Raw genomic sequence first — 24,861 nt, forward strand, 5'->3', positions numbered from 1 at the left:
TCCCCTTATGACGCAGCCTTCAGCTTCGGCGCGGCTGCCCGCGGCCTGCCCATCCTGGCCAGCGCCTCGGTGGTCACGAGCTTCAGACCCTCGGCCGCGTCATAGCCATGGATCTCCTTCACATCGAGCTTGCGCATGAAGTCGATGGTCTCCTGCGTGATGACCTGGCCAGGGACCATGATCGGGAAGCCCGGCGGATACGGGATCACGAAGCTCGCGGAGACGAGAGCCGGACCGTTCTTCAGGCGCCGGTCGATCTCGGGATCGTTCAAGCGAATGTATTCACATCCGGCAGCATCATAGGCTGAATAGAACCCGCTGCGGATGTCACCTTCGTTCGTCTTCGTGCCCGCATCGCCGCGATAGGCCTCGTGGAAATGCGAGAAGTTCGGCAGGTCGGGCACGTCCTTCATCAGACTGTTGACCCGCATGTCGAAATCGACCCTGGCGTTCGCTCCGCCTTTGGCCAGGCCGCGATCGATTTCGCCGGAGATTTCGGCCAGCACCCGGACCAGATGCGCGACGTCGCTCCGCGTGTTGTTGATGTTGGACTGGATCAGGACAGAGTTACGCGAGGTCTTGTTGACCTGGATGTTGTAGCGGCTGGCAAGCAGACCCTTGAACTGCGTTCCGTCGTAGCCGGCCGTGCCGCAGACCAGCGTCATGCGGGTCGGATCGAGGCAAAACTCGTCGTCGTTTAAACTCTTCAGCGCGCTCGCCCAGTTGGTGCCATCAGCGAGGTAATCGGTGAACCCGCTCTGGCGATATTGCTTCGGCACCATCGCGTCCGCGCCGAGGACACGGAAATACTTGGAGATCAGTGGATTGGTGTTGACCGCATTGCGTATGGCAAACGCGATTTCCATGGCATTGGCCACTAGTCCGTAACCTTCGAGCTCCATCTGGCGCCGCGAGACGTCGAGGCTTGCAATCAGCTGCTGGTTCGGACTGGTCGATGCGTGCGTGAATACGGCTTCCTTGAACTGCGCTTCGACCGTGTGAAACTCGATGTCCTTGACCGCCAGCATCGAGCCCTGCCGAATCGCCGACATCGACTTGTGCGTCGAGTTGGTCTGGTAGACCCGCAACCGGATCTGACGCGGATCAGGAATAAGCCTGGTCTTGAGCAGCACCTCGTCCGACGGGTTCTTGCCGAGCTCGGCCTGTTGCTTCTCGTAGGCGGCAACCGATTTTGGATCGCGCATCCAGGCTTCGATCTCGTTCGCCGCGCCCATCGCGGTTCGCCGCCGCAGGAATGGCGAGAACCGCGCGAAGCCGAACCAGGCCTCATCCCAGAGGAAGATCAGGTCGGGCTTGATCGCGAGGCATTCCTCCATCACCCGCCGAGTGTTGTATATGTGACCGTCGAAGGTGCAATTGGTCAGGTCGATCATCTTGACCCGGTCGAGCCGGCCATCGGCCTTTGCGTTCAGCAGCGCCTGCTTGATCGTCTTCAGGGGCACCGCGCCGTACATCGAGTATTCCGTCATCGGGAAAGCCTCGACGTAGAGCGGCTGCGCGCCGGCGAGCACCATGCCGTAGTGGTGCGACTTGTGGCAGTTGCGATCGACGATCGCGATGTCGCCGGGACCCAGCAGCGCCTGCACCGCCATCTTGTTCGAGGTCGAGGTGCCGTTGGTGACAAAGTAGACGCGATCTGCGCCGAGCGCGCGTGCGGCCTTCTCCTGCGCCTTCTTGATGTTGCCGGTCGGCTCCAGCATGCTGTCGAGGCCGCCGGTGGTGGCGCTGCTCTCGGCCAGGAACAGGTTCAGCCCGTAAAATTCACCCATGTCGCGGATCCAGTCGGACTTGAAGACCGACTTGCCCCGTGCGATCGGCAGCGCGTGGAAGGTCCCGATCGGCCGCTGCGCGTATTTCTTCAGATTGTCGAAGAACGGCGTGTCGAAGCGATCCTGTACGCCTTCGAGGATTGAAAGGTGCAGTTCGAGGATATCCTCGACCGAGTAGAACACCCGGCGCACCACGTCGGCCGCGGGATTGCCAGCGATGGTTTCCACGTCGCGGTTCGACATCAGGTAGATGTCGAGCTCCGGACGAACCCGCTTCAGGATGTGAGCCAGCCCCAATGCAGACGCGTCGGATTCATGGCTGAGCCCCATCGCGGTCATCATGGATCGAAGCACCGGCGCGTCGTGACGCGAACGCAGGGCGAAGCCCTCATTGATCACGACCGCTGCAATATTGGGGTTCAGGATGGTGGCGCAGAACGCGTCCTCGAGGCTGCCGACGACCACAGGCTCATAGATGAAGGCGTCGAACGGACGCCGCAGCTTGCGCCATTCCGCCAGGAGTCCCGGCCAGTTGCTGGCAGGCACTCCCGTCACGATCAGGGTCTCGAAGTAGGGACGGCGCGCAGCCGAATGTCCGAGCGTTGGTGGGAGCAAATCCGGAACGTCGCCGTTGCCGTCGTCCTGCGTGCTCCAGTCACCGGCATGCTGGCGGAACGATTTTGTCTGAAGCGCCTGCGCGATCCGCGCCGCGAGCATATGCGAGGCGGCGACGTCGCCCGCCGCCGCGGCTTCCTTCAGCGCCGTCATCAAGCGCAGGCCCGGGTAGCCGTGAAACTCCTCCGTGACCGCAATCGCCGACAGCGCCGCGTCATACGGCGCACGGTCGCCGCCGCCGCTCCACGCCTTTGCCGCCTCGACCAGATCGCGCCAATTGTCCGCGCGCCCGCCGGGTCCGGAGAAGAACTGGTCGATGCGCTGCTGTGCCGGCTTCGCGTCGTTGGCCATCGATATCTCCCGATTTTGGCGCTGGTTCGCTCCAATCGTAGGAACGGTGCCCACCGCCCGGCTTGATCCAAGTCAAGCCGCAACCAGATTGAGACAAACCCTATTGGCTGAGCGACCGGGATATCTTGCGATGCAACCGAGCTGGAGCCGGGAGCGGCCCGCCCCGCCACAGGCGTCAGTGGCTTGCCGATGCCATTCTGCTGCTCAATACGATGTCGAGCGTGCGCATCCAGTCTCCGCTGTCGGTCTTGTCGGCAAGACCATCCGCCTGAAGCAGATCGCGCAACTGCGCGTGTGCGCCGACAATGCAGAACGTGATTCCGCGCGATGTGAGTTCCTGGTGGAGATCGTGCAGCATGCGCGACCCCGCCAGGTCGATGAATGGCGAGGCCGACAGGTCACAGGCCACCAGCTTGACGTTGGGGGACGTCTGCAGTGCGGTCAGCACCGCTTCGAAGATCGTCTCGGCATTGACATAAAGCAACGAGGTCTCAGGGCGAAAGGCGACCACCCCGTTTAGCGGCTCCACGCCGTCATGGCGCGCCCGGTCGGAATAGCGGCCGCTACCCGGGAGACGGCCAAGAAACGCGACGTTGGGTTGGGACGCTCGCAGCAGCAGGAGGAAGATCGAGGCGGCGGCCGCCAGCAGCACGCCCTGCAGGATTCCGAGGAACAGCACGGATACGAGTGCGATGACCGCCGCATAGAAATCGATCCGGCTGATCCGCCACATTCGGGCGAGTGCTCGAATATCGACCAATTTGTAGACCGCCGAAAAGACGATCGCGGCAAGCACGGTCTTCGGCAGATTGGTTAGAAGACCGGTGAAGAACAGCAGGCAGAGTGCAAGGGTCACAGAGCAGAATACGAGAGCCAAGGGCGTCCGGGCGCCGGCAGCGTCATTGACCGCCGACTGCGACAGGCCGCCGGCGACGGGATAGCCATGCCCCAACGCTGCAGCGAGATTGGCCGCGCCGAGTCCCAAGAACTCCTGCCGGACATTCAGCGGGTAGCCGTGCTTTGCCGCGAAGCTTCGCGCAGCGGACACACCTTCCACATAGGCCAGCACCAGGCATCCGGCGGCAATCGGAAAGAGGTCGTCAAATTCGAGCAGGCCGAACGTCGGCAGCGCGAGCGCCGGCAATCCGGTCGGAATCTTTCCGGTCACCGGCAATCCTATTTCCGCAAGGCCAAGGATGGAGACGGTGAGGATCGAGAGCGCGACCACGGCGAGCCCGACGGGCTTTCCGGGCAGCCTGCGCTCGCCGAGCAGGAGCAGCATGGTCGCAGCCACACCAATTCCGAGCACCAGTGGCCTTGTATCGCCGAGCTGGCCGGCGATCTTGATCGCACGGTCGAAGAAATTGTGGCCGCCGCCCGCTACGCCGAACAGGCTCGGCAGCTGGCTCATGATGATGGTGAGCCCGGCCCCGGCCTTGAAGCCGACCAGGATGCTATCGCTGATCAACCGTACCAGCAGGCTGAGCTTGAACAGCCAGGCAATCACGCAGAGCACCGCGACGCTGAAGGCAACGAGGCTGACGATTTGTTCATAACGCGTGGCATCGCCGCCGGCGAGTATGCCAACGGCGCCGGCAATCATCAGCGAGATCGCCGAGGTCGGTCCCACCGCGAGCTGCCGGGACGAGCCGAACAAGGCGTAGCCCGTGCCGCCAAGCAGATAGCCGTAGACGCCGATCTGCGGCGGCAGGCCGGCGAGCCCGGCGTATGCCAGCGACACCGGAATCGCGTAGGCCGCCAGCGTGACTCCGGCGATCGCATCCGCTCCGAGCCAGGATCCGCGATAGCCAGCGAGCCAATTCGCCGGCGGAAACCAGCGGATCCAGCTCGTCTCATCCTGGACCGACATCATGCCCGCCATATGAAACGCAATGGTCGGATGTCGTCGCGCCGCAAGGGCCGATACTCGTTGACTCAGATCAAACCTCGTTGCCGGCGATGTGCTTCTCACCAGGCTCGGCTTGATTATCGTGACCCACACGTTTGCCGGACGACCGCTGGAGCGCATGGCATGCGTCAGCACCGCTTACGGATCCTCGCAACCGCAACCGTTGTGCTGCTTGGCCTGACCGCTCCGGCACATACCGATGACCAAGGCGCATCCCAACGCATCCAGGAGGAGATCTGGGCACTGCCGCTCCCACTGCCGATGTTCGCCTACCTAGTCCGCCCGGTGGGTGACGGCCCCTTCCCGCTGGTCATCATGAATCATGGCGTGTCGCTGAACGCTAGGGATCGGAGCTTCTTCCCGCTGGTCGAGTTTCGCGACGCCGCGATGTGGTTTGCACGGCGCGGTTATCTCGTGATTGCGCCAGTCGGTACCGGCTACGGCGCGGCGGCCATCGATATTCCGGAACGCGGTCTCTATGGTCCGTTCTTTTCCAAGGTCGGGAAATGCAGCAATCCCAATTTCCTCGATCCGGGCCTCGCGGTCGCCCAGGTCGATCTCTGGATCATCGACTACATGGCCGCCGAACAGCGCACCCTGCGGGATGGCGTCATCGTCGTCGGGCAATCGGCCGGTGGTTGGGCCGCAATCGCACTGTCGAGCCTCAATCCTCCGCAAGTCAAGGCCATCATCACCTTTGCAGCCGGCCGCGGCGGCCGGGTCGATGGCAAGCCCAACAACAATTGCAATCCCGATCGTTTGGTCAAAGCGACCGGCTTCTTCGGCCATACGTCACGGGTACCCATGCTGTGGCTCTACATCGAGAACGACACCTTCTTCGGTCCGGCCCTCTCGAAGCGAATGTATGAAGCGTTCACGAGCGCCGGTGGCCGAGCCGAGTACCACCTGTTGCCGCCATTCGGCGACGAAGGGCATTTCCTGATCGGTTCTCCCGATTCCATTCCCATCTGGTCGCCATTGGTCGAGCGATTTCTCGACAAGGTTCGCTAGGCGCAATTTGCTGGAGGAGTGCCCATGGTCCGATCTCGTACCCTGTACGGTGCCTTGGCGACGTCGCTGCTGTTCGTTGCCGGCACCAGCGCTGCGCACAGCCAGCAGTCGCCCCCGCCGCCCGCGGCAGTCAAGGACGGCGCCGAGGTCGTCTCGCGAGGCGCACGCGTGGCGCGGGACGTCAAATTTGGCGATTGGCGGAAGCTCTGCTTCACCGCAGGCGGCGCCAAGACATTATGCCGAACGACGATCACCGGCACTTTCGGGACCGGCCAGACCGCCGTTCGCGTCGATCTGATCGAGCGCGAAGACGGGTCTTCCCGTCTCCAGCTGTTCCTTCCGGTCGGGATGTACCTGCAAGCCGGGGTCAAACTGTCCGTTGACCAGCAGCAGGTCCATCGCATGCCTTATACCTGGTGCCTGAGCAACATGTGTATTGCGGCTGATATTGCCGATCCCAGGCTGATCGAGGAAATGGACGGCGGAAAGGCGCTCGCGATCGACGTGGTCGACACCAGCATTCTGACGGTGACGACATCTGTGCCACTCGGCGGCTTTGCGACCGTGCGCAAGGGCGCACCGGCGCTGACACTCGACCAGGCCATTGACGAATGATCGAGACCCGCGATCGCTAGACCACCCCAGCCAGCAATTGTTCGATCGGCTGCATCAGCGATTTTGCCGTGAACGGCTTGGTCAGATAGGCCACGCATCCCGATGCCATTGCGGCCATGCGCGTCGCCGGGTTGTCATTTCCGGTGATGTAGATGACGGGAACCTCGATGCCCCGATCCGTCAGGCGGTGTCGCAGTTCAATCCCTGAACCATCGCTGAGATTGACGTCCAGGATCAGGCACAATGCGCAATCCAACTCACCATCCATCAACAAGGCATTTCCGCTCTCGAACAATCTGGATGCAAATCCGCATTCCCGTAGCAGCCGCCCAATTCCGCGGAGCATCGACGGATTATCGTCTACGACGAGGACAATTTTCGCGGTCGGCAAATCGGGCGCCTCTACCTTATCGCTGAATCTCGACGTGATGCCCAGCGTCCGCGCCTTGGCGACGGACGCATCGACGTCTCGCCGGCGCGCGACATCGTCGCGGCCAATATTGGAAATACGCGCCGTCACAGAGCTTTCATATTGTACCATGGGACATGGACCGCCTTAGGCCGCCCGCACCGGTCAACCCTTGACCTCATCATCGAGCTCCCGCGCGCCGAGCCGCTCGGCGATCGAGACCAGTTCGGCAAGCGACTGCACCTGCATCTTCTCCATGACCTGGTGACGATGCGCCTTGATGGTGCGCTCCGTGGTACCGAGCTCATAGGCGATCTGCTTGTTGATCCGACCGCGCACGATCTGATCGAACACCTGCCGCTCGCGTGGCGTCAACCTCGCCAGCAGCGCGCGAAGCGCGTCGAGCCTGGTTCGCCGGCTGCGGACCAGCTCGTGTCGGGCAACGGCGCGATTGATTGCCTCGATCAGCTGTCCCGACGCGATCGGCTTGGTCAGAAAATCCTCGGCTCCAGCCTTGATCGCCTGCACGGTGGTCGCGGTGTCGGCATGTCCGGTGAGGAAGACGATCGGAAGCGTCGACTCCAGCTCGTTAAGACGAGTCTGCAGCTCCGGGCCACTCATTCCGGGAATGCGAACGTCCAGCAGGATACAGCCGGCTTCTTCGTCGCCTGGCAATTGATCGAGCAGTTGCCGGGCCGATGCATATGTCGCAACCTGGTAGCCGGCGAGCTTGAGCCGCCGCTCGAGCGCTGTGCGAAACGAGGCGTCGTCGTCGACAATATGCACGTAAGCGTGCATTGCCCTCTCTCCTCCACGACCGCTTTAAATTAGCACGGCCTCCTGCCGAAGGAAGAGCCCAAACGGACTATGCCGCCAGCGGCAATGAAAGATGGAAAGCCGCTCCGCCGCCCGATTGGTTCTCGGCCCAGATTTGACCGCTATGCGCCAGCACGATCGTCCTGGCGATTGACAGGCCGATGCCCATTCCCTGCTCTTTGGTGGTGAAGAACGGATCGAAAATCTCGTTCAGCCGCTCCTGGGGAATTCCGGGACCGGAATCGCAGATCGAAATCACGGCCGACGCCGCGCCGTTGACTTCGGTACGCCCGATGATCGTGCGCCCGTATGGCATTTTGGCCATCGCGTCCATGCTGTTGACCGCGAGGTTGAGGATAACCTGCTGCAACTGAACCGGGTCACCCTTCACCCACAGGGTCTGCGGCGACGTCTGCAGGTAGATCGCGACATTGCGCGCCGAGGCCTGCAGCTTGAGGAAGTCGAAAGCCTCCCGCATGGTCTGGTTCAGGTCGATCTCCTTCTTCTCGAACGGCGCACGCTTCAGCAGGCTGCGCATCCGTCGGATCACCTCGCTCGCGCGCAGATCGTCGCGCTTGATGTCGGAAATGATCTCCCGCACCTCCTGAAGGTCCGGCGCGGGCGAACTGAGGATCAGCTCCGCGCTCTCCGCATTGGTCAAGATCGAGCCGAGCGGCTGATTGAGCTCATGGGCGATCGAGGACGACAGCTCTCCGGCGGTCGCCTGACGATTGATGTGGGCAAGCTGGGACTGCTGATTGCTGGCGTCGACCTCCGCCTTGCGCCGCATAAGCCGCTCGTGCAGCAGGAATCCAATCAGCAAGGTCTGGACCAGCAGCGCGGTGCCGAGCGCAATCGCGCGCCAACGATATCTTTCAAGAAAACTCGGTTCGCGGAAGCGAATTTCGCTGCCTTGCGGCAGATTGGCTTCGCTCACGTTCCAGCGCCGCATCTGACGCCAATTGAAGATCGGTTTCACGGCATCGATGACCGACGGCGGCAGGCTCTCCGGCGCTTCGCCATCCAGTATCCGCAGCGCCCGCTGTGCCGCGTCGGCGCCGATCAGGGACGGCACGATGACAAATCCGCCGATGCCGCCCGGCTCGAGCAACGTCTCCGCCGCGACTACGATCGGACGATGTGCCTTCGCTGCGACAGCGGCGAGGGCATCCGAGGGCGGATAGTAGTTACCCTTACCGTCGCTGTAGAGGCCGGTGTAAATGATCGCGCTGTGGTCGGGAAGCGCGGCGAGCTGTTCGATGACGTCAGGCATCGGACGTCCGACGATCTCGACAATGTCGAGGCCCGGGATGCCGGCCGCAACCTGGTCCTTCCAGTTGTGAAACAGGACCTGCTGTTCCCAATCCGCGCCAACCACCACGACGGTATTGAGCTTGGGCACGACGGCTCGCGCGGCCGTGACGGCATCCTTGAACTTCAGGCTGAGTATGCCGCCGGTGACATCGGGAGGCGGTCGCATTCGCCTGAAGTCGGCTTCCTCGACCAGTGCGAAGACGATCGGCGTATTGGGCCAGAGCTGGGGGCGCCAGCGGATCGCAAGCTCAAGCGCCGCTGCGCCAACGGCAACCACGACGCCGATCGGCCGGTCCCGATATTTCTCCTCGAGAAATCTGCGGAAACCGTCCTGATAGGTCTCACCGCCGAAGCGATTGAGATCGAGACTTTCGGTATAGACGGTGGTCGGAGCGTGACCGTGCGCGCTCACGGCATCGCGCAGTCCGGCGAAAACCTGATAGTAGAAGGCGTCCCGCCGATCGGACTGGTCCAGCACCAGCATGGAATGCCGACGTGTCTCTTGCGCCGCGAGACCAGCCGGCGCCAGCAACGTAGCCAGCAGGATGATCAGTCCAGAGAGCCGAATTGCCTTGCCCATAGCGTTCGGAGCCCGAAGACCAGTGGTTCAGAAAGCTAGCACCAGGCTATCGTCGTGAAAATTGAAAAGTAGTCCAGGACTTGCGTAGCAATTACGAACAAATTGCCGCATTCCGCCCCTGTCCTTTGGGACAATGGCCTCAAGATCAATAGAGCCCCGGTCGGGAGGTGTCGTAGTCATTGCGCGCGGACAAGCATTTCGAGGCGCGACCCGCGCCGCAAGTCATCGTACAGAGAGTTGGTCCATGTTCGCTCGCATCAATGTCAGACCGGCCGATGTACCGAGCGTCCTCGGTGGGCTGACCGCTCCGCACGCCACCTTCATCACCAGCGAATTCCATTACAGAAGGGGCGCCGAGATCTACGGCGAGAGCGAGCCCGCGGAATATGTCTACCAGGTGCTTTCAGGAGCTGCCCGTAGCTACAAGCTGCTCTCCGACGGACGGCGCCAGATCGGCGCTTTTCATCTCGTCGGAGACATTTTCGGCCTTGAGAATACCGAATTCCATCGCTTCACAGCCGAAGCGATCGTCGACACCGATGTGCGCCTGATCAGGCGGAGCAGTCTCGAACGGGTGGCGCATTCCGATTCCGCGCTGGCTCGCAACCTGCTAATCATGACCACCAGCAACCTGCAGCATGCCGAAGACCACATGCTGTTGCTCGGCCGCAAGACAGCGTTGGAGCGGGTGGCCGCGTTCCTGCTCGAAATGGATCGCCGGCTGACCGGTGTCGGCGTCGTCGCCCTGCCGATGTGCCGGCGTGATATCGCCGACTATCTCGGACTCACTCTGGAGACCGTCTCGCGGGCGCTATCCAAGCTGCACGCCTACGGAGCGCTCAATTTCCTCGGCTCGAACCAGCGTGAAATCATGCTGGTTGACCGCGACCAGCTCTCCAGGCTGGACGACTGAGCGGGACGCTACGAGGACCGCATCCCGTGACGCTCGATGGTCTTTTGCAGCACCTCGAACAGCACCGCCGTCGACCAGCCGAACATCAGAATGCCGTTCATGGCAGCCATCGGTCCGAGCAACAGCCATGCCTTCACCGGGGTCACGTCGCCGTAGCCAAGCGTGGTGTAGTTCACAAAGGCGAAATAGATCAGATCGCTACCCTCGGGTGCTGCACTCATTGCATAATAGGCCAGTGACCACACCATGATCTCCAGCGTGTGAGCCACCATCAGGCTCAGCGCGGTCGCAACCATCACACCGCTGAGCAGCAATCCAAACCGGCCCGGGGAGCTGAGGGCGACGTTCCGCACCAGCCGGATTACCATGACGGTGAACAACGAGTGCAACACGATATTGATCGCGCTGACCGTCGATCCCACGATGAGTTGCAGCAGTGTCATCGCGCGCCTGCCGGGCGGGCACGGTCGTCGCGGATCCACGCCGTGATCAACTCCCAGGCGACCGCGAGAATGATCGGGCCGATGAACAGCCCCACAATGCCATGGGCGAGCGTCCCGCCGATCACCCCGACAAAGATGACGAGCGCCGGCGTGGTCAGGCCTCGCCCCATCACCAGCGGCTTCAGCACATTGTCGAGGACGCCGACCACCAGGAAGAACAGCGTCAGCGCGAGCGCCGTCGTGAAGTCTTTGGTCGACCAGAGCCAGATGATGACGGGGAACAGCACGATCGCCGCTCCGATCTGCACGATCGCCAGCAGCATCACGACGAACGCCAGCAGGCCGGCGTTCGGAATGCCCGCCAGCTTGAAGCCGACGCCGGCCAGCAATGATTGCAGGACGGCGACGCCGATCACGCCTTGGGAGACGGCCCGGATGGTCGCGCCGGCAAGATCGAGGAAGTGCTCGCTCTGCTCCGGCACGATACGGGACAAGAAGCCGCGGCACGCGGCGGCAAGCTGCCGTCCGTTCGGAAACAGAAACCCGGCCACGACCACCGCCAACAGAAACTTCAGCGCCCCGACCCCGGCATTGCTCGCAAACGCAAACAGGATCCCGGCCAGGGGCTTGAGATGCGGCACGGCTTCCCGCAGCACGGCGCGCAGATTGGTCGAGGCCCGATCCCAGAAGTCATAGAGCGGGCCGCCGATCAACGGCCAATCCTTGATCTCCGGCATTGGCGATGGCACGACGACGTTGCCGGCGCTCAGTTGTTCGGCGAGCTCCCTCACCCCCTCCACTGCCCCGATTCCGAGCCAGGCCGCCGGTCCGATGACGATTGCCAAGGCGGTCAAGGTCAGCACGAGGGCCGCGATGCCTGTATGGCCTCCAAGCATGCCGGTGAGCCAGTTGAACACCGGATACAGCGCAACCGCGAGCACCACGCTCCAGGCCAGGATCGGCACGAACGGGCGGACCAGGACGAACGACCAGTAGATCAGCAGCGCCAACAATCCGAGACGAATTGCGAGCTGGATGAATTCATCTCCGGCCACGAGCTGGCGAATGGTTTTCAAGAGCGTGCTTTCGATTGCGCGTCAGCAGGCAGATGGGAAGCGGTGCCATCGACTCGACAGACGCTGCTTGATCCAGATCAAGCGTCGAATGGCGCGGGCTGACAGGTTTGCCTCCGGCGCTTCGATGACAGTTGCGCGCGTCACCCAGATCTGGAGGATGTCATGAAGAACACCAAAACCTTGCTGGCTCTGACCCTGCTTGCGAGCACGGTCGGGATTGGCGTGAGCCAGGCGGCGCCACTACCGACCAACATCGCTGCCATGAAGAGCGCGGTCGACAACGACGCCGTTCAGGTCCGTTGGGGTGGTGGCTGGCGCGGTGGCTGGGGCTATCGCGGTTGGAGAGGAGGCTATGGCGGCTGGGGCTATCGCGGCTGGGGCGCGGCCGCTGCCGGTGCGATCGTTGGCGGAGCTATCGCGAGTTCGGCCTACAGCGGATATCCCTATTACGGCGGATACGGCTATGGCTCCGGATACGGCTATTGTCCGCCTGGCGCAGGTTACGGCTACGGCTATTCGCCGGCCTACTACGCCCAGCCGCGTTACTACGGTTGGTGAATCGACCGTCGGGCGCCTGGCTCGCTCAGGGTGAAGTCATCGCAGGCCGAACAACGAACGACGGTAGCCGCTCTCTCGGGCTTCGGTCCCGCACACGAAACCGCCGTCGAAGCCTCTGGCGTAGCGGCTCTGCCCCTTGAAGTAGTAGCGTCCCCGGCGAAAATCGAGCCAGACCACGGTATCGCCAGGACAATGCCGCCGAGCCTGGGTCTCGGAACCGAAAGGCGTCAGCGGCAACGCGACGGTCTGCTGCGCACAGCAGAACAGCGCAATCGCGGCCGCGGCGCCGATCCCTGCCCTTGCCGCCGGACGGGTCCGGCGTCCGGTCGAATGTGCCGCTATTTTGAAGCGCATTGATCGCCACCGGCTGGGCCTTGAGCTGCAGGCGGCCAACTCATCGCCGACATGAGTTCGTTCGCTCCGGACGGAAGGCTCAGAGCGACAGCAAGCCGAAGGCAAACGCGACAGTCGACAGCATCCCGGCCAGCACGACCGTTATCCTGAAAACAAAATCGCCGTCGATCGCTTCAAGCCGGCGATGCAGCCAATTGCGTACGTCGCCCGCCTCCCGGGCGTGAAACGTTCGCCGAAATATGTCGCTGCCGTTCTCCATGATGATCATGGTAGATCACGGATACCACGAATGACCAGTGCAGCTTGTGCCAAACAATCCGTCTGGCGTGCGACAAGCAGGCTCACCCAATCGGACTATATCGCCGGGTTGACGGCCCGACGCCTCAATGGCGAACGCCTGGGCAGCATCATCCGCGACAGCTTTCGCGCCGGGGCGCCAACCACGGTTCAATCAGCTGGATAACTCAACGCCGCGCGCCGCCCTGGGTCCCGGTCGCCGCCTCATAGGCATCGCGATAGCCTCTGGCGATGGTCCGGACGCCTCGACCGATATCGTCGTAGACATCGTCAGGGAGGTTCGCAAGCGATACACGAAGTGACCACTCGGGTGCATCGAAGCCGCCTCCGTTCAGCAGCACGATTCCGTGAGCTTCGGCCAGCCTGAACGCTAGGTCCAGCGGGTGAACATTCTTCTTCAAGTATTCAACGGCATCGTCGCCGATGTTCTTTCGGGCCCAGAACTCGAAATCGATCAGGGCGTAATAGGCATCGTAGTTCGGATTCGGGACTAGCTTGTCTGCAAGACCGAGCCCGTCGAGCAGTGACCACAGGCGCTTGTTGACGATTTCCATGCAGGCAGCCTGATAGGCCTTGTTCACGTCCATCATTTCCGAGAGCGAAAACAGGCTCATCATCACCTGTTGCGGCAACGACAATCCGGCGGTGTGATTGAGCGCCACGTCGCGGCTGTCGGCGACGATGCGATCGATCAGCTTGAGCTTGCGCGGCTCAAGCGTCAGCGGCCCATAGCGCTTGTCGAGCGCTTTCACGGCCTCGTCCGGAAGATTGGCGATCTTCTTGTCGAAGATGTTGTCCTCGTGGATGGCGATGGCCCCGAGCCGCCATCCGGTGCAGCCGAAGTATTTCGAATAGGAGTAGACGCCGATGGTGTTGTGCGGCAGCTCGCCGAGCAGCGAGCGGAAGTCGTGCACGAAGGTTCCGTAGACATCGTCGGTGAGGATCATCAGGTCGGGGCGCTTGGTCCTGACCAGATTGGCCAATTTGGCGACCGTCTCCTTGCTCAACGCCATCCCCGGAGGGTTGGACGGATTGACGACGAAAAAGGCCTTGACCTTCGGATCCTCCAGCTTCCTGATTTCCTCGTCGGTGAACTGGAATTTGTTTTCCTGAGGAGCCCTGATCTGAACGACCTTCAGATCGTAATCTTCCAGATGCGTCATCTCGATGTAGGGTGTGAAAATCGGCGTAGCCAGCGCAATTGTATCACCAGGCACCAGCAAACGATTGGCCTTCAGCGACTTGAACAGGTAGCACATCGCCGCCGTACCGCCCTCGACGGCATAGATGTCGAACTTCCCGGCCGGCCGGGGCTCGCCGCAGACTGCCCACATCAAATATTCGTGCACGATCTTTTCGTTGTGCACCAGCATGCGGTCGGGCACCGGGTAATTGTCGCCGATGATCGAATCGACCAGTTCGTGGACAAAGGCGTCGGGATCGAAACCGAATTTCTTCACCGCAAAGGGCAGCATCTCTGTCAGGAAGCTCGCGCCCGGCATGTCCTTGTGCTGTGCGAGCCAGGCCTCGAACCGCCCAGCAATGCCCTTTGCCTGCGGCATGCCGCCGATCCCCGCCGGATGCTCCATCACCCGCTTGCTCTCGGTGACGGCGAATTGGCCGAGCAGGAAGAAGCCCTCGCGCGGCGTCGTGGCGATCCAGTTGGGGTTGCCCCGGCCGGCGTTCAGGAAGGGCATCTGACTGCGCTTCGAATTGCTCTTCGCGAGGTTGATCAGCTCATCCTTGATCTCGAACGGGCTCAGCGCCTCGAATTTCTTTAAGGTCAGAAGATCGGCCATTTTTGACACTCCCGGGGCGATGCAAGCTGGTGGAATGGAAACGACAGGCTCTGTCGCCTGCGCAATCGCGCGCAGCATGATCGGCAGCCGCTGACGAGGCTTGATCTATGTCAACGGTCTCGTGCAGGCCTTGCGATCACGGAGGCGCACGGATGCGTTGTCGGCAAGACAATGGAATCACGCGGCTCTGGCAGTTGCGGTTGACATAGATCAACATCGTCATCCCCAGCCGCCGTCTGATGTCGGTCGATACGGTTGCTCGCCCTCTTCGGCTACCCCGCGAGATCGAAGCGATCGCATGCCGAAGCCCCGGGACAGCATGAACGGGTGACATCATGATCAATTGGTTCTTCCAAACGCTCCGCACCTATCCCGAAATCGCGATCTTCCTTTCGCTGGCCCTCGGCTACTATTTCGGATCCTTCACCTACAAGGGCCTCGGCCTGGGCGCAGTCACCGCGACGCTGGTCGCCGCGGTCATCATCGGCCAGATCGGAATCACGATTTCCGGTCCACTGAAGCCGTTCTTCTTCCTGATGTTCCTGTTTGCGATCGGATACGGCGTCGGACCACAATTCGTGCGTGGCATCGCGCAGGACGGCATTCCGCAGGCTGTCTTCGCGGCCGTGGTTTGTGTCTTCTGTCTGCTCTCGGCGTATCTCGGCGCGAAGCTCGCCGGCTACGACGTCGGGTCGGCCGTCGGGCTCTATGCCGGCTCGCAGACGATCTCAGCATCGATGGGGCTCGCGACCGACGCCATCAATCGCCTTGGCCTGCCCGCGGACGAAGCCAAGAAGCTGCTCGATGCCATGCCGGTCGCCTACGCCGTAACCTACATCTTCGGCACGGTCGGGTCGGCGATCGTGCTGGCGCTGCTCGGACCGGCGCTGCTCGGCATCGATCTCGAGACCGCATGCAAGAAATACGAAGAGCAGCACGGCGGCAAAAAGGAGCTGGGCGGCCCTGGAACGGCCTGGCACCAGTTCGATTTGCGCGCCTACCGCGTTCGCGAACGCGGACCTGTGGTCGGCAAGACGGTCGCACAGGTTGAAGCACTGATTCCTGATCATCGCGTCTTCGTCCTCCGGCTGCGGCAAGGAGGGAAGATCGAGGAGGCGACCTCCGACACCGTGATTCACGCCGGCGACGTCGTTGCCGTAGCGGGCCGCCGCGATGTGCTCGTGCAGCTGATCGGCGAGCAGGCCGAGGAAGTCGACGATCGCGAGCTGCTGGCGGTGCCGATCGAGGGCGTCGATATCTACGTGACCAGCAAGGACGTCGATGGCAAGACGCTGGAGCAACTGGCGAAAGAACCGGGCGCCCGCGGCGTTTTCCTGCGCAGGATCGCCCGCGGCGCGATCGCGACCGAGATTCCGATCTTGCCGAACACGAAGATCAACCGCGGTGACATCGTCACCCTGGTCGGCCGCACGTCCGATGTCGCGGCCACCACAAAGATGCTGGGCCGCCCGGATCGTGCGACCGACATTGCCGACGTCGCCTTCATCGGCGCGGCAATTGCGATCGGCGCCCTTGTCGGTGCCTTCGTCTACAAGATCGGAAGCGTGCCGCTCACCCTCTCCACCTCCGGCGGCGCGCTGATCTCGGGCCTGTTCTTCGGCTGGCTCCGGTCCGTGCACCCGACGTTCGGTCGCATCCCGTCACCCACCGTGTGGTTCATGAACTCGGTCGGCCTGAACGTCTTCATTGCCGTGGTCGGCATCTCCTCGGGGCCGGGATTTGTCGCCGGACTGCAAAAGCTCGGCTTCAGCCTCTTCCTGTGGGGCGTCGTGGTGACCACCGTGCCGCTGATTCTGGCGATGTTCGTCGGCAAATACCTGTTCCGCTTCCACGACGCGATCCTGCTCGGATGCTGCTCCGGCGCGCGCACGACGACTGCTTCGCTCGGCATGATCAACGATCGCGCCAAGAGCCAGATTCCCGGCCTCGGCTATACCGTCACTTACGCGGTCGGAAACACGCTGCTGACCATCTGGGGCATGGTGCTGGTGATGATGATGACATAGCCGCAGCGCGCGACGATGTTGATCTGGCTGCAGCAGTTCCTCGTCCGTTATCCAGAGCTCGCGCTGTTCCTGGTGATCGCCGCGGGCTACTGGATCGGAAGCTTCAGGATCGGCGCTTTCAGCCTTGGCCCAGTCACGGGGGCGCTGTTCGCGGGCCTTGCGGTCGGCGATTTCGCGCATGTGCCGGTCTCCGGCATGACCAAATCGTTCTTGTTCCTGCTGTTCCTGTTCGGGGTGGGCTATTCGGTCGGCCCGCAATTCGTGTTGGCGATGAAGCGCGATGGGCTGAAGCCGATGCTGATGGCTGTCGTCGTGAGCCTCACCGGTCTTGCCGCCGCGATCGTCGTGGCACACGTGCTGCGACTTGACCCCGGCTTTGCCGCCGGACTCCTGTCCGGCGCACTCAGCCAGAGCGCTGCAATGGGTACGGCGACCGACGCCGTCAATTCGCTGCCCGTGTCCGACGCTCAGCGCGCGCTGTTTGTCTCGCACATCGCAGTGGCCGATGCGGTCTGCTACATCTTCGGCTATGCCGGCGTGATCACGTTCTGCACGATCGTCGTTCCGGCGCTGCTGAAGATCGATCTGAAGACCGAGGCGCTCAAATTAGAACGAACCCTGGGCATCACGCGCGCCCGGCCTGACCTGGCGTCCGCCTGGCGCAAGTTCGAGCTGCGCGCCTACCGCCTTGATGACCACGCGGCGATCGCCGGACTGACGGTTGCCGCCGCCGAAGCGCGCGTCCCCGGGCAACGCGTCTTTATTCACCGCATCCGACGCGCCGAGCACATCCTCGAGGCGGACCCCGGAACAATGCTCGCGGCAGGCGATGTTGTCGCGGTGTCCGCGCCGCGCCAGATGATCGTGGAACTGATCGAACCGCGCGGCGCGGAGGTGGAGGACCGGGAACTGCTCGATATCCCTCTGGTCCCGGCTGATGTGTTCCTGATCAATCCCAAGCTTGCGGGGATGAGTCTCGGGCAGGCCTCGGAACAGAACTGGGCGCGCGGCCTCTATTTGCGCTCATTGAGCCGAGGTGGTGAATCGCTCCCGATCGCGGCCGGCGTGGTCCTGCAGCGCGGCGATCTGCTTCGCCTCGTAGGTCCTGAGCCGGTGGTGCAGAATGCGGCCAAGAGCATCGGGGTCATCATCGCGCCGAGCACCAGCATCGATTTCGTCGTGCTGGGGCTCGCGATTTTCCTCGGCGGGCTCGTTGGCGTTCTCGTGAGTTTTACGGTTAGCGGTATCACGATCTCACTGAGCACCAGCGTCGGCACTCTGCTCGCCGGACTTCTGGTCGGCTATCTCCGCACTCGTCTGCCGTATTTCGGCCGGATCCCGGATGGCGCCATCAGCCTGATGACGTCGCTCGGACTGGCGGCTTTTGTCGGCCTGACCGGGATTCATGCGGGGCCGATTTTCCTTTCCGCCATCCGCGAGGCGGGCATCGGCTTGCTTCTGGGCGGCATGATCGTGACCCTGTTGCCGCAGATCGTCGGCTTCTGCTTCGGTCATTTCGTGCTGCACATGAATTCGATCCTCCTGCTCGGCGCATTGACCGGAGCGCAGACGGTCACGGCTGCGATGGCCGCGATCCAGGAGCACTCCGGCAGCTCGGTGGTAGTGCTGGGCTATACGCCCGCTTATCCGATCTCAAACATTCTGCTAACCACCTGGGGATCGGTCATGGTGGTGGTTTTCGCTGGATGAGCCGACGCGCACGTAGTGGCATAGCCAAACATGGTTACACTGCCGATCAGAAGCGCGGAAAGTCCGCTGCGCCCGCGCGAGAACGTGACCATGAGGTCGCAGCCCTATCCTTGGCCGGTGCATGATGCCCCAATGGGATTGCCGGCTCCCCACTTGAATCGTCTCGCAAGAGCACCCGGCCTCCTTGGCCGCAAGCACCGCGCGATCCAGTGCGCTGGCGGCCCGTTCCTTGCGCACCTCGGCGTATCCTGCGAGCATCTCGCCATTCCGTGCTCCTATTTCCGAAAGGAGCGCTCCACGACGAAGATGACCGATACTTTGGCTCCGAGGGATTTTGCGAGCGCCAGCCCTTGCGCTACCCCGCCATTTCCGACCCATCGGTCCGTACGAAAATATGCCGGTACTTCCTTGCCTCCGATTGTGGGAACGACTTATCGAGGCTTTCGACGCACGTTTGGCATGGCCGTAGGGGAAGTCGACCGCCACCGAAATCCACTTCCAGCCTTCGGTGGCGACCTGTTCGGCTTCCATTTCAGCTTGTCGGTGACAAGGCGGTCCAACAAGGCAACGTCTTGCAAATGTCCGCTATTGTCATGCTCGAACAGATCACGCAAAACGCCGCCGTCAGTCATGCTTTTTGCGGTAACGAGAATCGGGACATCACGGCCGGTTGGGCGTTTCACGATTGCCGAGATGATCGGGCTCAGATTCGGCTGATCCGCGCCCGTAACAATCATTCTTCGATTGAGTTTGACATCATTCCATACAGAGCATCACCTGCCGCGGTTAATGTCGGAAATCGGCGCCAGCAAACGATGCCATCGGCTTTGAAAGTCAGCACCGATGGGTTCGCCAGGGGGTCGTCGAGACGGTGCAGGTTTCCAGCCACTTGTCCGCGCGTCACCGCCTGTCCAAGCTCCACGAAGGGCTCGAACAGACCGGCATGGACAGCAAAAATCGAACTCGCTGGTCCCAAAGATCGCGCGAAGCGCGTGACAGGCGCTTGAACGACGTCCAGATCAGGCGCGATCCCGTAGTCGCGCAGCACGCGTCGAAGTCCGGCTTCGGCTAATTCCAGCCCTTGCCGCGAAAGCGTCGTTCCGCTGCCTAGCTCCGTCGTGATGGCGGGAACACCAAGCTGCTCGGCAGCTGCATAAAGCGTGCTCGCCGCTCCTCCCCCAGTGCCCTTGGTGATAACACTGAAGGGCGCTGCAAAACTTCTGAGAAGGCGATGGATCTGCTTTGTTTCTTCCTCGGCCTTCCCTTCGCGGGCCAGCGCCAATGGCAAATGATCAAGCGACGAGCCGCCCGAATGAAGGTCGATAATCACATCTGCCATAGACAATAATTCGGTGACCACATAATGCGCGATCATTTCTGTCGGCGTGCCTTGGGCGTCGCCTGGAAACAGACGATTGAGGTTACCGTCGTCCAATGGTGAATTGCGGCGTCCCGCAGCCACGGCGGGCTGATTCAACGCGGGAAGAATGATAACACGTCCGGCAATTTTGGCCGACGAAAGTTCGCGAGCGAGTTTGAGAAGGGCCACTTGTCCCTCATATTCATCACCATGCGTACCCGCGGTAAACAACGCTGTTGGGCCGCTTTGCCCATTGATGCAGACCATGGGCACGGGAATCCAGCCGTAGGCCGAGGTGTTAGAGGAATAAGGCACTCGGGCAAAGTCGGATTGCACGCCCGTTTTGCCGAAATCGATTTCCGTCCAGATCCGACTTTTCATCATCGATCCATCACCCAATTCCGTTGAGGAAGGCGCGAACGCGCATGTTTTCCGAAGCGCCGAAGAAGCGCTCAGGAGGATTGGTTTCGACGATAACCCCATTATCCATGAAAACGACCTGATCGGCTATATCGCGCGCAAACTGCATCTCATGAGTCACAACAATCATGGTTGTCCCTGACTTGGCGATGTCCCGCATCACAGCCAGCACTTCGCCTCGAAGTTCGGGATCCAATGCCGATGTCGGCTCATCGAACAACATGACCTCCGGTTTCATGGCAAGACTGCGGGCAATGGCGACTCGCTGCTTCTGGCCGCCCGAAAGCCTTGAGGGGTAGACATCGATTTTGTCCATCAACCCCATCAGAGTGAGGAGCCGCTTGCCTTCGTCGGCGGCTTCCGGTCTCTTAACATTCTTGACGCTGACGAGGCCTTCGATGACGTTTTGGAGCGCGGTCATATGCGGAAAAAGATTGAAACTCTGGAACACCATAGCGGTTTTGGATCGGATGTCGCGAAAGAGCCTTGCAGCATGCGGCGATATACACTTGCCGCCTTCGAACACCGCCTCGACGCCGCAGACGGAAACCGAACCCGATGTCGGCATTTCCAAAAAATTGAGCGACCGCAATAGCGTCGTCTTGCCGGAACCGGAGGGTCCGACGATAACGACGACTTCCCCGGCCCGGACGGAAAAATCGATGCCTTTAAGCACCTCGAGATCGCCAAAGCGCTTAGTGAGATTAGAGACGCAAACCAAATCTTGATCGGTCGATGTCATCACATGTGCCTCGACAGGCGGTCTTCAATTATCATTTGCAGGACGGTCAGAAGCTGATTGATGGTCCAGTAGATCACGCCGACCATGAGAAACATATCGAGGTAGCGGAAGCTCGCTGCTCCCACCTGTTCGGCGACGCGCGTGAGTTCTACCACCGTGACCGTCGATGCGAGGGAGGTGTCTTTCATCAGTGCGATCAGACGACTGCCCACTGTCGGCGTAGCGATGCGAAGCGCCTGCGGCATAATTATCCGTGTGAATGTCTTGATGCGGCTCATCCCGAGGGTTGCGGCTGCCTCCCATTGTCCCTTTTCAACGGCAAGGATGCCGGAGCGGAAATTCTCGCTCAAATACGACGCCGAGAATAACGTTAGCGCCAGAATGGCAGACGCAAGCGGATTGAGTACAATGCCCAGGCGCGGAAGCCCGAAATAGACGAGCAGGATCTGCACCAGCAACGGCGTTCCGCGAAAGATGGAAACATAGGCGAAGGCGCCCCATCGCAACAGTGTCACTCCCGACAACCGCATGAGCGCGACCAGCATTCCCAACACAGACCCGAAAATGAAGGACGACGTTCCCAGAAATAATGTGATGGGAAGCGCCATTGCAAACAACGGCAACGCGCGCAGGAAGAGATCCATTATTGCGATTCTCCGGCTGCTTCTTTTTGTGCCGTCGCAATCGCCTGCGTGATCGAATAGGTCACGCCCGTTAGACGATGGGCAAAACTGTCGAGTGTTCCATCCCCTGACATTGACTTGATCGCCGAACTGAGCGCCGCCTTGAGCGATGGCTCACCCTTGCGCAACGCTGGCGCAGCGATCGAATAAGTCAGAGGATCACTGGCTTCCTCGACGCCCATATTTGTTGCCTTCGCGTATTTCAGCCCGCCGAAATGAGAGATGATCACGGCGTCGAGCCGGCCGTTGTTCAAATCCTGAAAGATGAAGCTGCCATTATCGTATCCCTTGATGGTCGCGCCCGGCAGATGCGAGATTGACCATGCCTCATTGGCGCTACCCGTGGTGACGCCGACCGATTTTCCTTTGAGATCGTTTATGCCGCGAATGGATTTGTTGCCGGCTTTAACGAAAATGCGAAAGTCCTCTACGCCATAGGGCTCGGCAAAATCCACGCGCAGACTGCGTTCTTTGGTCGGCGATAGATCGTTGAAGACCGTATCGTATTTGTCCGCTTCCAACCCTTCGACAAAATTCTTGTAACTGTCGATAACGAATTCCAACTTGGCGACGCCCATACGTTTGGCAACTTCCTTGACAACTTCGACGTCGTAACCGGCAGGCTGATTGTCATCTCCGAGATAGGTCCAAGGAGGACTTGTCTGGGTGATTGCGACACGCATGACGCCCTTGCTTCGAATGCTCGCCAGCTTAGTATCGTTGTCAGCGAATGCCGGTGAGGTGATAGCCAAAGCGGCCAATGACGATGCGAACAGCAATGGGACATACTTCGACTTCATGCGTGCTCTCCCTGTGACAGCTAGTAGGTTAGACGTTCGAGCGATCGCGAGCTGTCTCAACGCCCGATCGCCTTAGCTGAAGCGCTTCAAAGAAGTGAACGAGATCGAGCCAGAGATCCTCGGGATCTTCGAGACCGACACTGATGCGTATCAGAGGACGGGCTTCGTCCCAGGGCCGCACGCTGCGATCGCCTTCCATGTTCATTGGCGCAATCAGGCTTCTCGTGCCCCCCCAGGATGCGCCGATTGCGAAAATTCTGAGAGCGGACAATCCCGCCGCCAGCCGATTTCTAAATTCGGGCCTCAGCTGAATGCTGAACACCGCACTGGAGCCCGCAAAATCGCGTACCCAGATGTCGTGGCCGGGACAGGATGGCAGGCACGGATGGAGGACGTTTTCCACGGCGGGAAAGGCGCCGAGAAGTCTCGCGAACTTTTCGGAAACGTGTCCCATGTGCTTGACGCGCACGCCCATCGTCTCGATGCCGCGTAGAGCAAGGGATCCCTCGTCTGGCGAGACGCCAATGCCGAGCATGCGCATGGTGTCCTTGAGCGCATTGCGGAGTTCGAGGTCGGCCACGGTGATCGATCCAAGCAAAAGATCAGAATGGCCGCCGACGTATTTCGTGAGCGCCTCCGCCGCAAAGTCGACGCCATGCTTCAACGGCTTAAACAAGAGCGGGCTGGCCCAGGTGTTATCACAGCCGACCAGCACGCCCCGCGCCTTGGCGGCGCGAACGATCGCCGGCACATCCTGGACTTCCATGGTGCCGGAGCCCGGCGACTCCACCCAGATCAGACGGGTCCGGTCATCGATGAGACCGGCAATATCGGCACCAATCAGGGGATCATAGACCTCGAACAGGATGCCGCGCGGCACTAGATAGTCCGAACAAAACCGGCGCACCGGCGGATAGACCGTATCGGGGATGAGCACCTTGTCGCCGGGCTTTAGTACGGAAAGAAAAACGACCGTCACCGCGGCCTGGCCCGAAGGTACCAACACGGTCCGGATACCCCCGTGCAGTTCCGTTAGTTGAGCTTCTAGCGTCCGCGTTGTCGGCGTGCCGTGCAGGCCGTAACTGTATCCATCCGGACCGCGCTTGGACCGTTCGGCGAAAGATTGCGGATCGGGATAGACAATGGTCGAGGCGCGATAGGTTGGGACTGCCAGGCTGGCGAAACCTTCATGTGAGACGGCAGGATGATGGACGCAGCGTGTCAGATCATGCATGGAACCTCGGCTCGGATCGGATCGGATAGGATCGGATCGAGGATAGCCAGCTGGGGTATGCATTCAATTGACGTAATGGTATAGACCTATGAGTTCATCTTATAGGCTGAGCGATGCACTATCGGCAGATCGATACATTCCGGGCCGTCATCATCTCGGGCTCGGCTTCGCGCGCCGCGAAAATGCTCGACATAACTCAGCCGGCGGTGAGCCGCGCGATTGCTGAACTCGAGAAATCTGTCGGTTTTCCCCTTTTCGACCGAACGAGTGGTCGGTTGACGCCGACCGCCGAGGGAAGCCTTCTCTTCACTGAAGTCGACAAAGCTTTTGTCGGTCTCGACAAGCTGCGCGCCGAGGCCGCGCGCATTAGGGATTTCGGCATGGGCGCGATCCGCATCGCAAGCCTGTCGGCCCTCGGTAACACGCTCGTGCCTCGTGCAATCCGCGCGTTTCAGAAGCGGCATCCCCGTATTCCGCTGACGCTGCAGATTCACGCCTCGTCCATGGTTCGGGAACTGGTGGTCAGCGGAAGCTTTCATATGGGGTTGGCCGCCGACGAGGTCGATCTCACTGGTGTACACCACCAGGACTTTGGGATGGTGCACGCGGTCTGCGCGCTACCCCCCGGCCATCCACTTGCCAAAAAGCCGTTCGTTGAAGCCGCCGATTTGCATAAGCGCAATTTCATTGCCTTGGCGCCCGAGGACCGCGCGCGGCACCGGTTGGAGGCGGTGCTGCGAAATCAGGATATCCGGCCGCAGATCGTGGCGGAAACGCCGAGTTCTATAACGGTGTGTGCGCTGGTTCTCGCAGGCGTCGGAATTGGCATGGTGAATCCGACCTCCGCTGCGGGTCTCACTGACACTGGGTTGATTTTGCGGCCACTTCGGCCGCAGATCGAGTTCCGCAGCGTGCTTCTGTTTCGCGAAGACATCCGCACCTCTCAAACCTACAAAGGCATGATTGACGAGCTCTTGAAAGCGCGCAGCTATTTTAGCTTCAAAGGCGCCGGTTGACGGCTTGGAGTTCGTCCGG

22 protein-coding genes are annotated in these 24,861 nt (G+C 61.2%); 7 read left to right on the plus strand and 15 right to left on the minus strand.

Translation table 11 applies throughout. The annotated features are described in order from the left end of the window. Positions 1-5 precede the first annotated feature (5 nt). Both ACVISU_RS09110 and ACVISU_RS09115 read right to left on the minus strand, forming a co-directional pair. Positions 6-2,756, minus strand: a complete 2,751-nt coding sequence (locus tag ACVISU_RS09110; RefSeq protein WP_456706710.1) for a decarboxylase — start codon at positions 2,754-2,756, stop codon at positions 6-8. 175 nt (positions 2,757-2,931) lie between these two features. Next, the gene (locus tag ACVISU_RS09115) at positions 2,932-4,626 is read right to left on the minus strand and encodes a SulP family inorganic anion transporter (protein ID WP_456706711.1); all 1,695 of its coding nucleotides are present in this window, start codon (positions 4,624-4,626) and stop codon (positions 2,932-2,934) included. A 162-nt stretch (positions 4,627-4,788) separates the two neighbouring features. Here ACVISU_RS09115 and ACVISU_RS09120 point away from each other — a divergent pair, with 162 nt between their 5' ends. Then, positions 4,789-5,676, plus strand: a complete 888-nt coding sequence (locus tag ACVISU_RS09120; RefSeq protein WP_050404190.1) for an alpha/beta hydrolase family protein — start codon at positions 4,789-4,791, stop codon at positions 5,674-5,676. A 54-nt stretch (positions 5,677-5,730) separates the two neighbouring features. Next, on the plus strand, positions 5,731-6,291 hold the full coding sequence (locus ACVISU_RS09125) for an invasion associated locus B family protein (RefSeq protein WP_456706712.1): 561 nt from the start codon (positions 5,731-5,733) through the stop codon (positions 6,289-6,291). 16 nt (positions 6,292-6,307) lie between these two features. On the opposite strand, the gene ACVISU_RS09130 is transcribed toward ACVISU_RS09125, so the two are convergent. The 3 genes from ACVISU_RS09130 to ACVISU_RS09140 all read right to left on the minus strand — a co-directional run bounded on the left by ACVISU_RS09130 (position 6,308) and on the right by ACVISU_RS09140 (position 9,410). After that, positions 6,308-6,811, minus strand: a complete 504-nt coding sequence (locus ACVISU_RS09130) for a response regulator (protein ID WP_456706713.1) — start codon at positions 6,809-6,811, stop codon at positions 6,308-6,310. A 54-nt stretch (positions 6,812-6,865) separates the two neighbouring features. Then, positions 6,866-7,498 (minus strand): response regulator transcription factor, encoded by a 633-nt coding sequence (locus ACVISU_RS09135; protein ID WP_456706714.1) that lies wholly within the window; start codon positions 7,496-7,498, stop codon positions 6,866-6,868. A gap of 67 nt (positions 7,499-7,565) precedes the next feature. Continuing rightward, the gene (locus tag ACVISU_RS09140) at positions 7,566-9,410 is read right to left on the minus strand and encodes a sensor histidine kinase (RefSeq protein ID WP_456706715.1); all 1,845 of its coding nucleotides are present in this window, start codon (positions 9,408-9,410) and stop codon (positions 7,566-7,568) included. 244 nt (positions 9,411-9,654) lie between these two features. On the opposite strand from ACVISU_RS09140, the gene ACVISU_RS09145 reads away from it, so the two are divergent. After that, complete coding sequence (locus ACVISU_RS09145; RefSeq protein WP_456706716.1) at positions 9,655-10,323, plus strand: helix-turn-helix domain-containing protein; 669 nt, start codon at positions 9,655-9,657, stop codon at positions 10,321-10,323. Positions 10,324-10,331: 8 nt separating this feature from the next. Here ACVISU_RS09145 and ACVISU_RS09150 read toward each other — a convergent pair whose 3' ends face one another. Then, on the minus strand, positions 10,332-10,766 hold the full coding sequence (locus ACVISU_RS09150) for a potassium channel family protein (protein WP_456706717.1): 435 nt from the start codon (positions 10,764-10,766) through the stop codon (positions 10,332-10,334). Further along, positions 10,763-11,842 (minus strand): AI-2E family transporter, encoded by a 1,080-nt coding sequence (locus ACVISU_RS09155; RefSeq protein WP_050404185.1) that lies wholly within the window; start codon positions 11,840-11,842, stop codon positions 10,763-10,765. Before ACVISU_RS09155 ends, ACVISU_RS09150 begins: the two co-directional genes overlap by 4 nt. Before the next feature lie 162 nt (positions 11,843-12,004). Here ACVISU_RS09155 and ACVISU_RS09160 point away from each other — a divergent pair, with 162 nt between their 5' ends. Next, a complete protein-coding gene (locus ACVISU_RS09160; RefSeq protein ID WP_456706718.1) occupies positions 12,005-12,400 on the plus strand; it encodes a hypothetical protein in 396 nt (131 codons plus the stop codon). Between the two features lie 36 nt (positions 12,401-12,436). On the opposite strand, the gene ACVISU_RS09165 is transcribed toward ACVISU_RS09160, so the two are convergent. The 3 genes from ACVISU_RS09165 to aspD form a co-directional block, all read right to left on the minus strand. Beyond that, the gene (locus tag ACVISU_RS09165) at positions 12,437-12,754 is read right to left on the minus strand and encodes a hypothetical protein (protein ID WP_050404183.1); all 318 of its coding nucleotides are present in this window, start codon (positions 12,752-12,754) and stop codon (positions 12,437-12,439) included. A gap of 79 nt (positions 12,755-12,833) precedes the next feature. Beyond that, positions 12,834-13,022: a hypothetical protein gene (locus ACVISU_RS09170; protein ID WP_050404182.1), complete on the minus strand. Its 189-nt coding sequence runs from the start codon at positions 13,020-13,022 to the stop codon at positions 12,834-12,836. Between the two features lie 196 nt (positions 13,023-13,218). Continuing rightward, a complete protein-coding gene (gene aspD / locus ACVISU_RS09175; protein ID WP_050404181.1) occupies positions 13,219-14,850 on the minus strand; it encodes an aspartate 4-decarboxylase in 1,632 nt (543 codons plus the stop codon). A 335-nt stretch (positions 14,851-15,185) separates the two neighbouring features. Here aspD and aspT (ACVISU_RS09180) point away from each other — a divergent pair, with 335 nt between their 5' ends. Together aspT (ACVISU_RS09180) and aspT (ACVISU_RS09185) are read left to right on the plus strand one after the other, a co-directional pair. Beyond that, the gene (gene aspT, locus ACVISU_RS09180; protein WP_456706719.1) at positions 15,186-16,877 is read left to right on the plus strand and encodes an aspartate-alanine antiporter; all 1,692 of its coding nucleotides are present in this window, start codon (positions 15,186-15,188) and stop codon (positions 16,875-16,877) included. Between the two features lie 15 nt (positions 16,878-16,892). After that, positions 16,893-18,587, plus strand: coding sequence for an aspartate-alanine antiporter (aspT, locus tag ACVISU_RS09185; RefSeq protein ID WP_456706720.1), 1,695 nt, complete (start codon positions 16,893-16,895; stop codon positions 18,585-18,587). Positions 18,588-19,320: 733 nt separating this feature from the next. Here aspT (ACVISU_RS09185) and ACVISU_RS09190 read toward each other — a convergent pair. Genes ACVISU_RS09190 through metC form a run of 5 tightly spaced genes read right to left on the minus strand, consistent with a single transcriptional unit; the run spans position 19,321 to position 23,826 of the window. After that, positions 19,321-20,328: a succinylglutamate desuccinylase/aspartoacylase family protein gene (locus ACVISU_RS09190; RefSeq protein WP_456706721.1), complete on the minus strand. Its 1,008-nt coding sequence runs from the start codon at positions 20,326-20,328 to the stop codon at positions 19,321-19,323. A 10-nt stretch (positions 20,329-20,338) separates the two neighbouring features. Beyond that, positions 20,339-21,109: an amino acid ABC transporter ATP-binding protein gene (locus ACVISU_RS09195; RefSeq protein ID WP_456706722.1), complete on the minus strand. Its 771-nt coding sequence runs from the start codon at positions 21,107-21,109 to the stop codon at positions 20,339-20,341. Continuing rightward, a complete protein-coding gene (locus tag ACVISU_RS09200) occupies positions 21,109-21,753 on the minus strand; it encodes an amino acid ABC transporter permease (RefSeq protein WP_456706723.1) in 645 nt (214 codons plus the stop codon). Before ACVISU_RS09200 ends, ACVISU_RS09195 begins: the two co-directional genes overlap by 1 nt. Further along, positions 21,753-22,592 carry a transporter substrate-binding domain-containing protein gene (locus ACVISU_RS09205; protein ID WP_050404175.1) on the minus strand — a complete coding sequence of 280 codons (840 nt, stop codon included), beginning with the start codon at positions 22,590-22,592 and terminating at the stop codon, positions 21,753-21,755. Before ACVISU_RS09205 ends, ACVISU_RS09200 begins: the two co-directional genes overlap by 1 nt. A 28-nt stretch (positions 22,593-22,620) precedes the next feature. Then, positions 22,621-23,826, minus strand: a complete 1,206-nt coding sequence (metC, locus tag ACVISU_RS09210; protein WP_456706724.1) for a cystathionine beta-lyase — start codon at positions 23,824-23,826, stop codon at positions 22,621-22,623. Between the two features lie 113 nt (positions 23,827-23,939). Between metC and ACVISU_RS09215 the strand changes: the two genes are divergently transcribed. Further along, positions 23,940-24,842 (plus strand): LysR substrate-binding domain-containing protein, encoded by a 903-nt coding sequence (locus tag ACVISU_RS09215; RefSeq protein ID WP_050404173.1) that lies wholly within the window; start codon positions 23,940-23,942, stop codon positions 24,840-24,842. Positions 24,843-24,861 lie beyond the last annotated feature (19 nt).

Source organism: Bradyrhizobium sp. USDA 4452 (assembly GCF_054063575.1).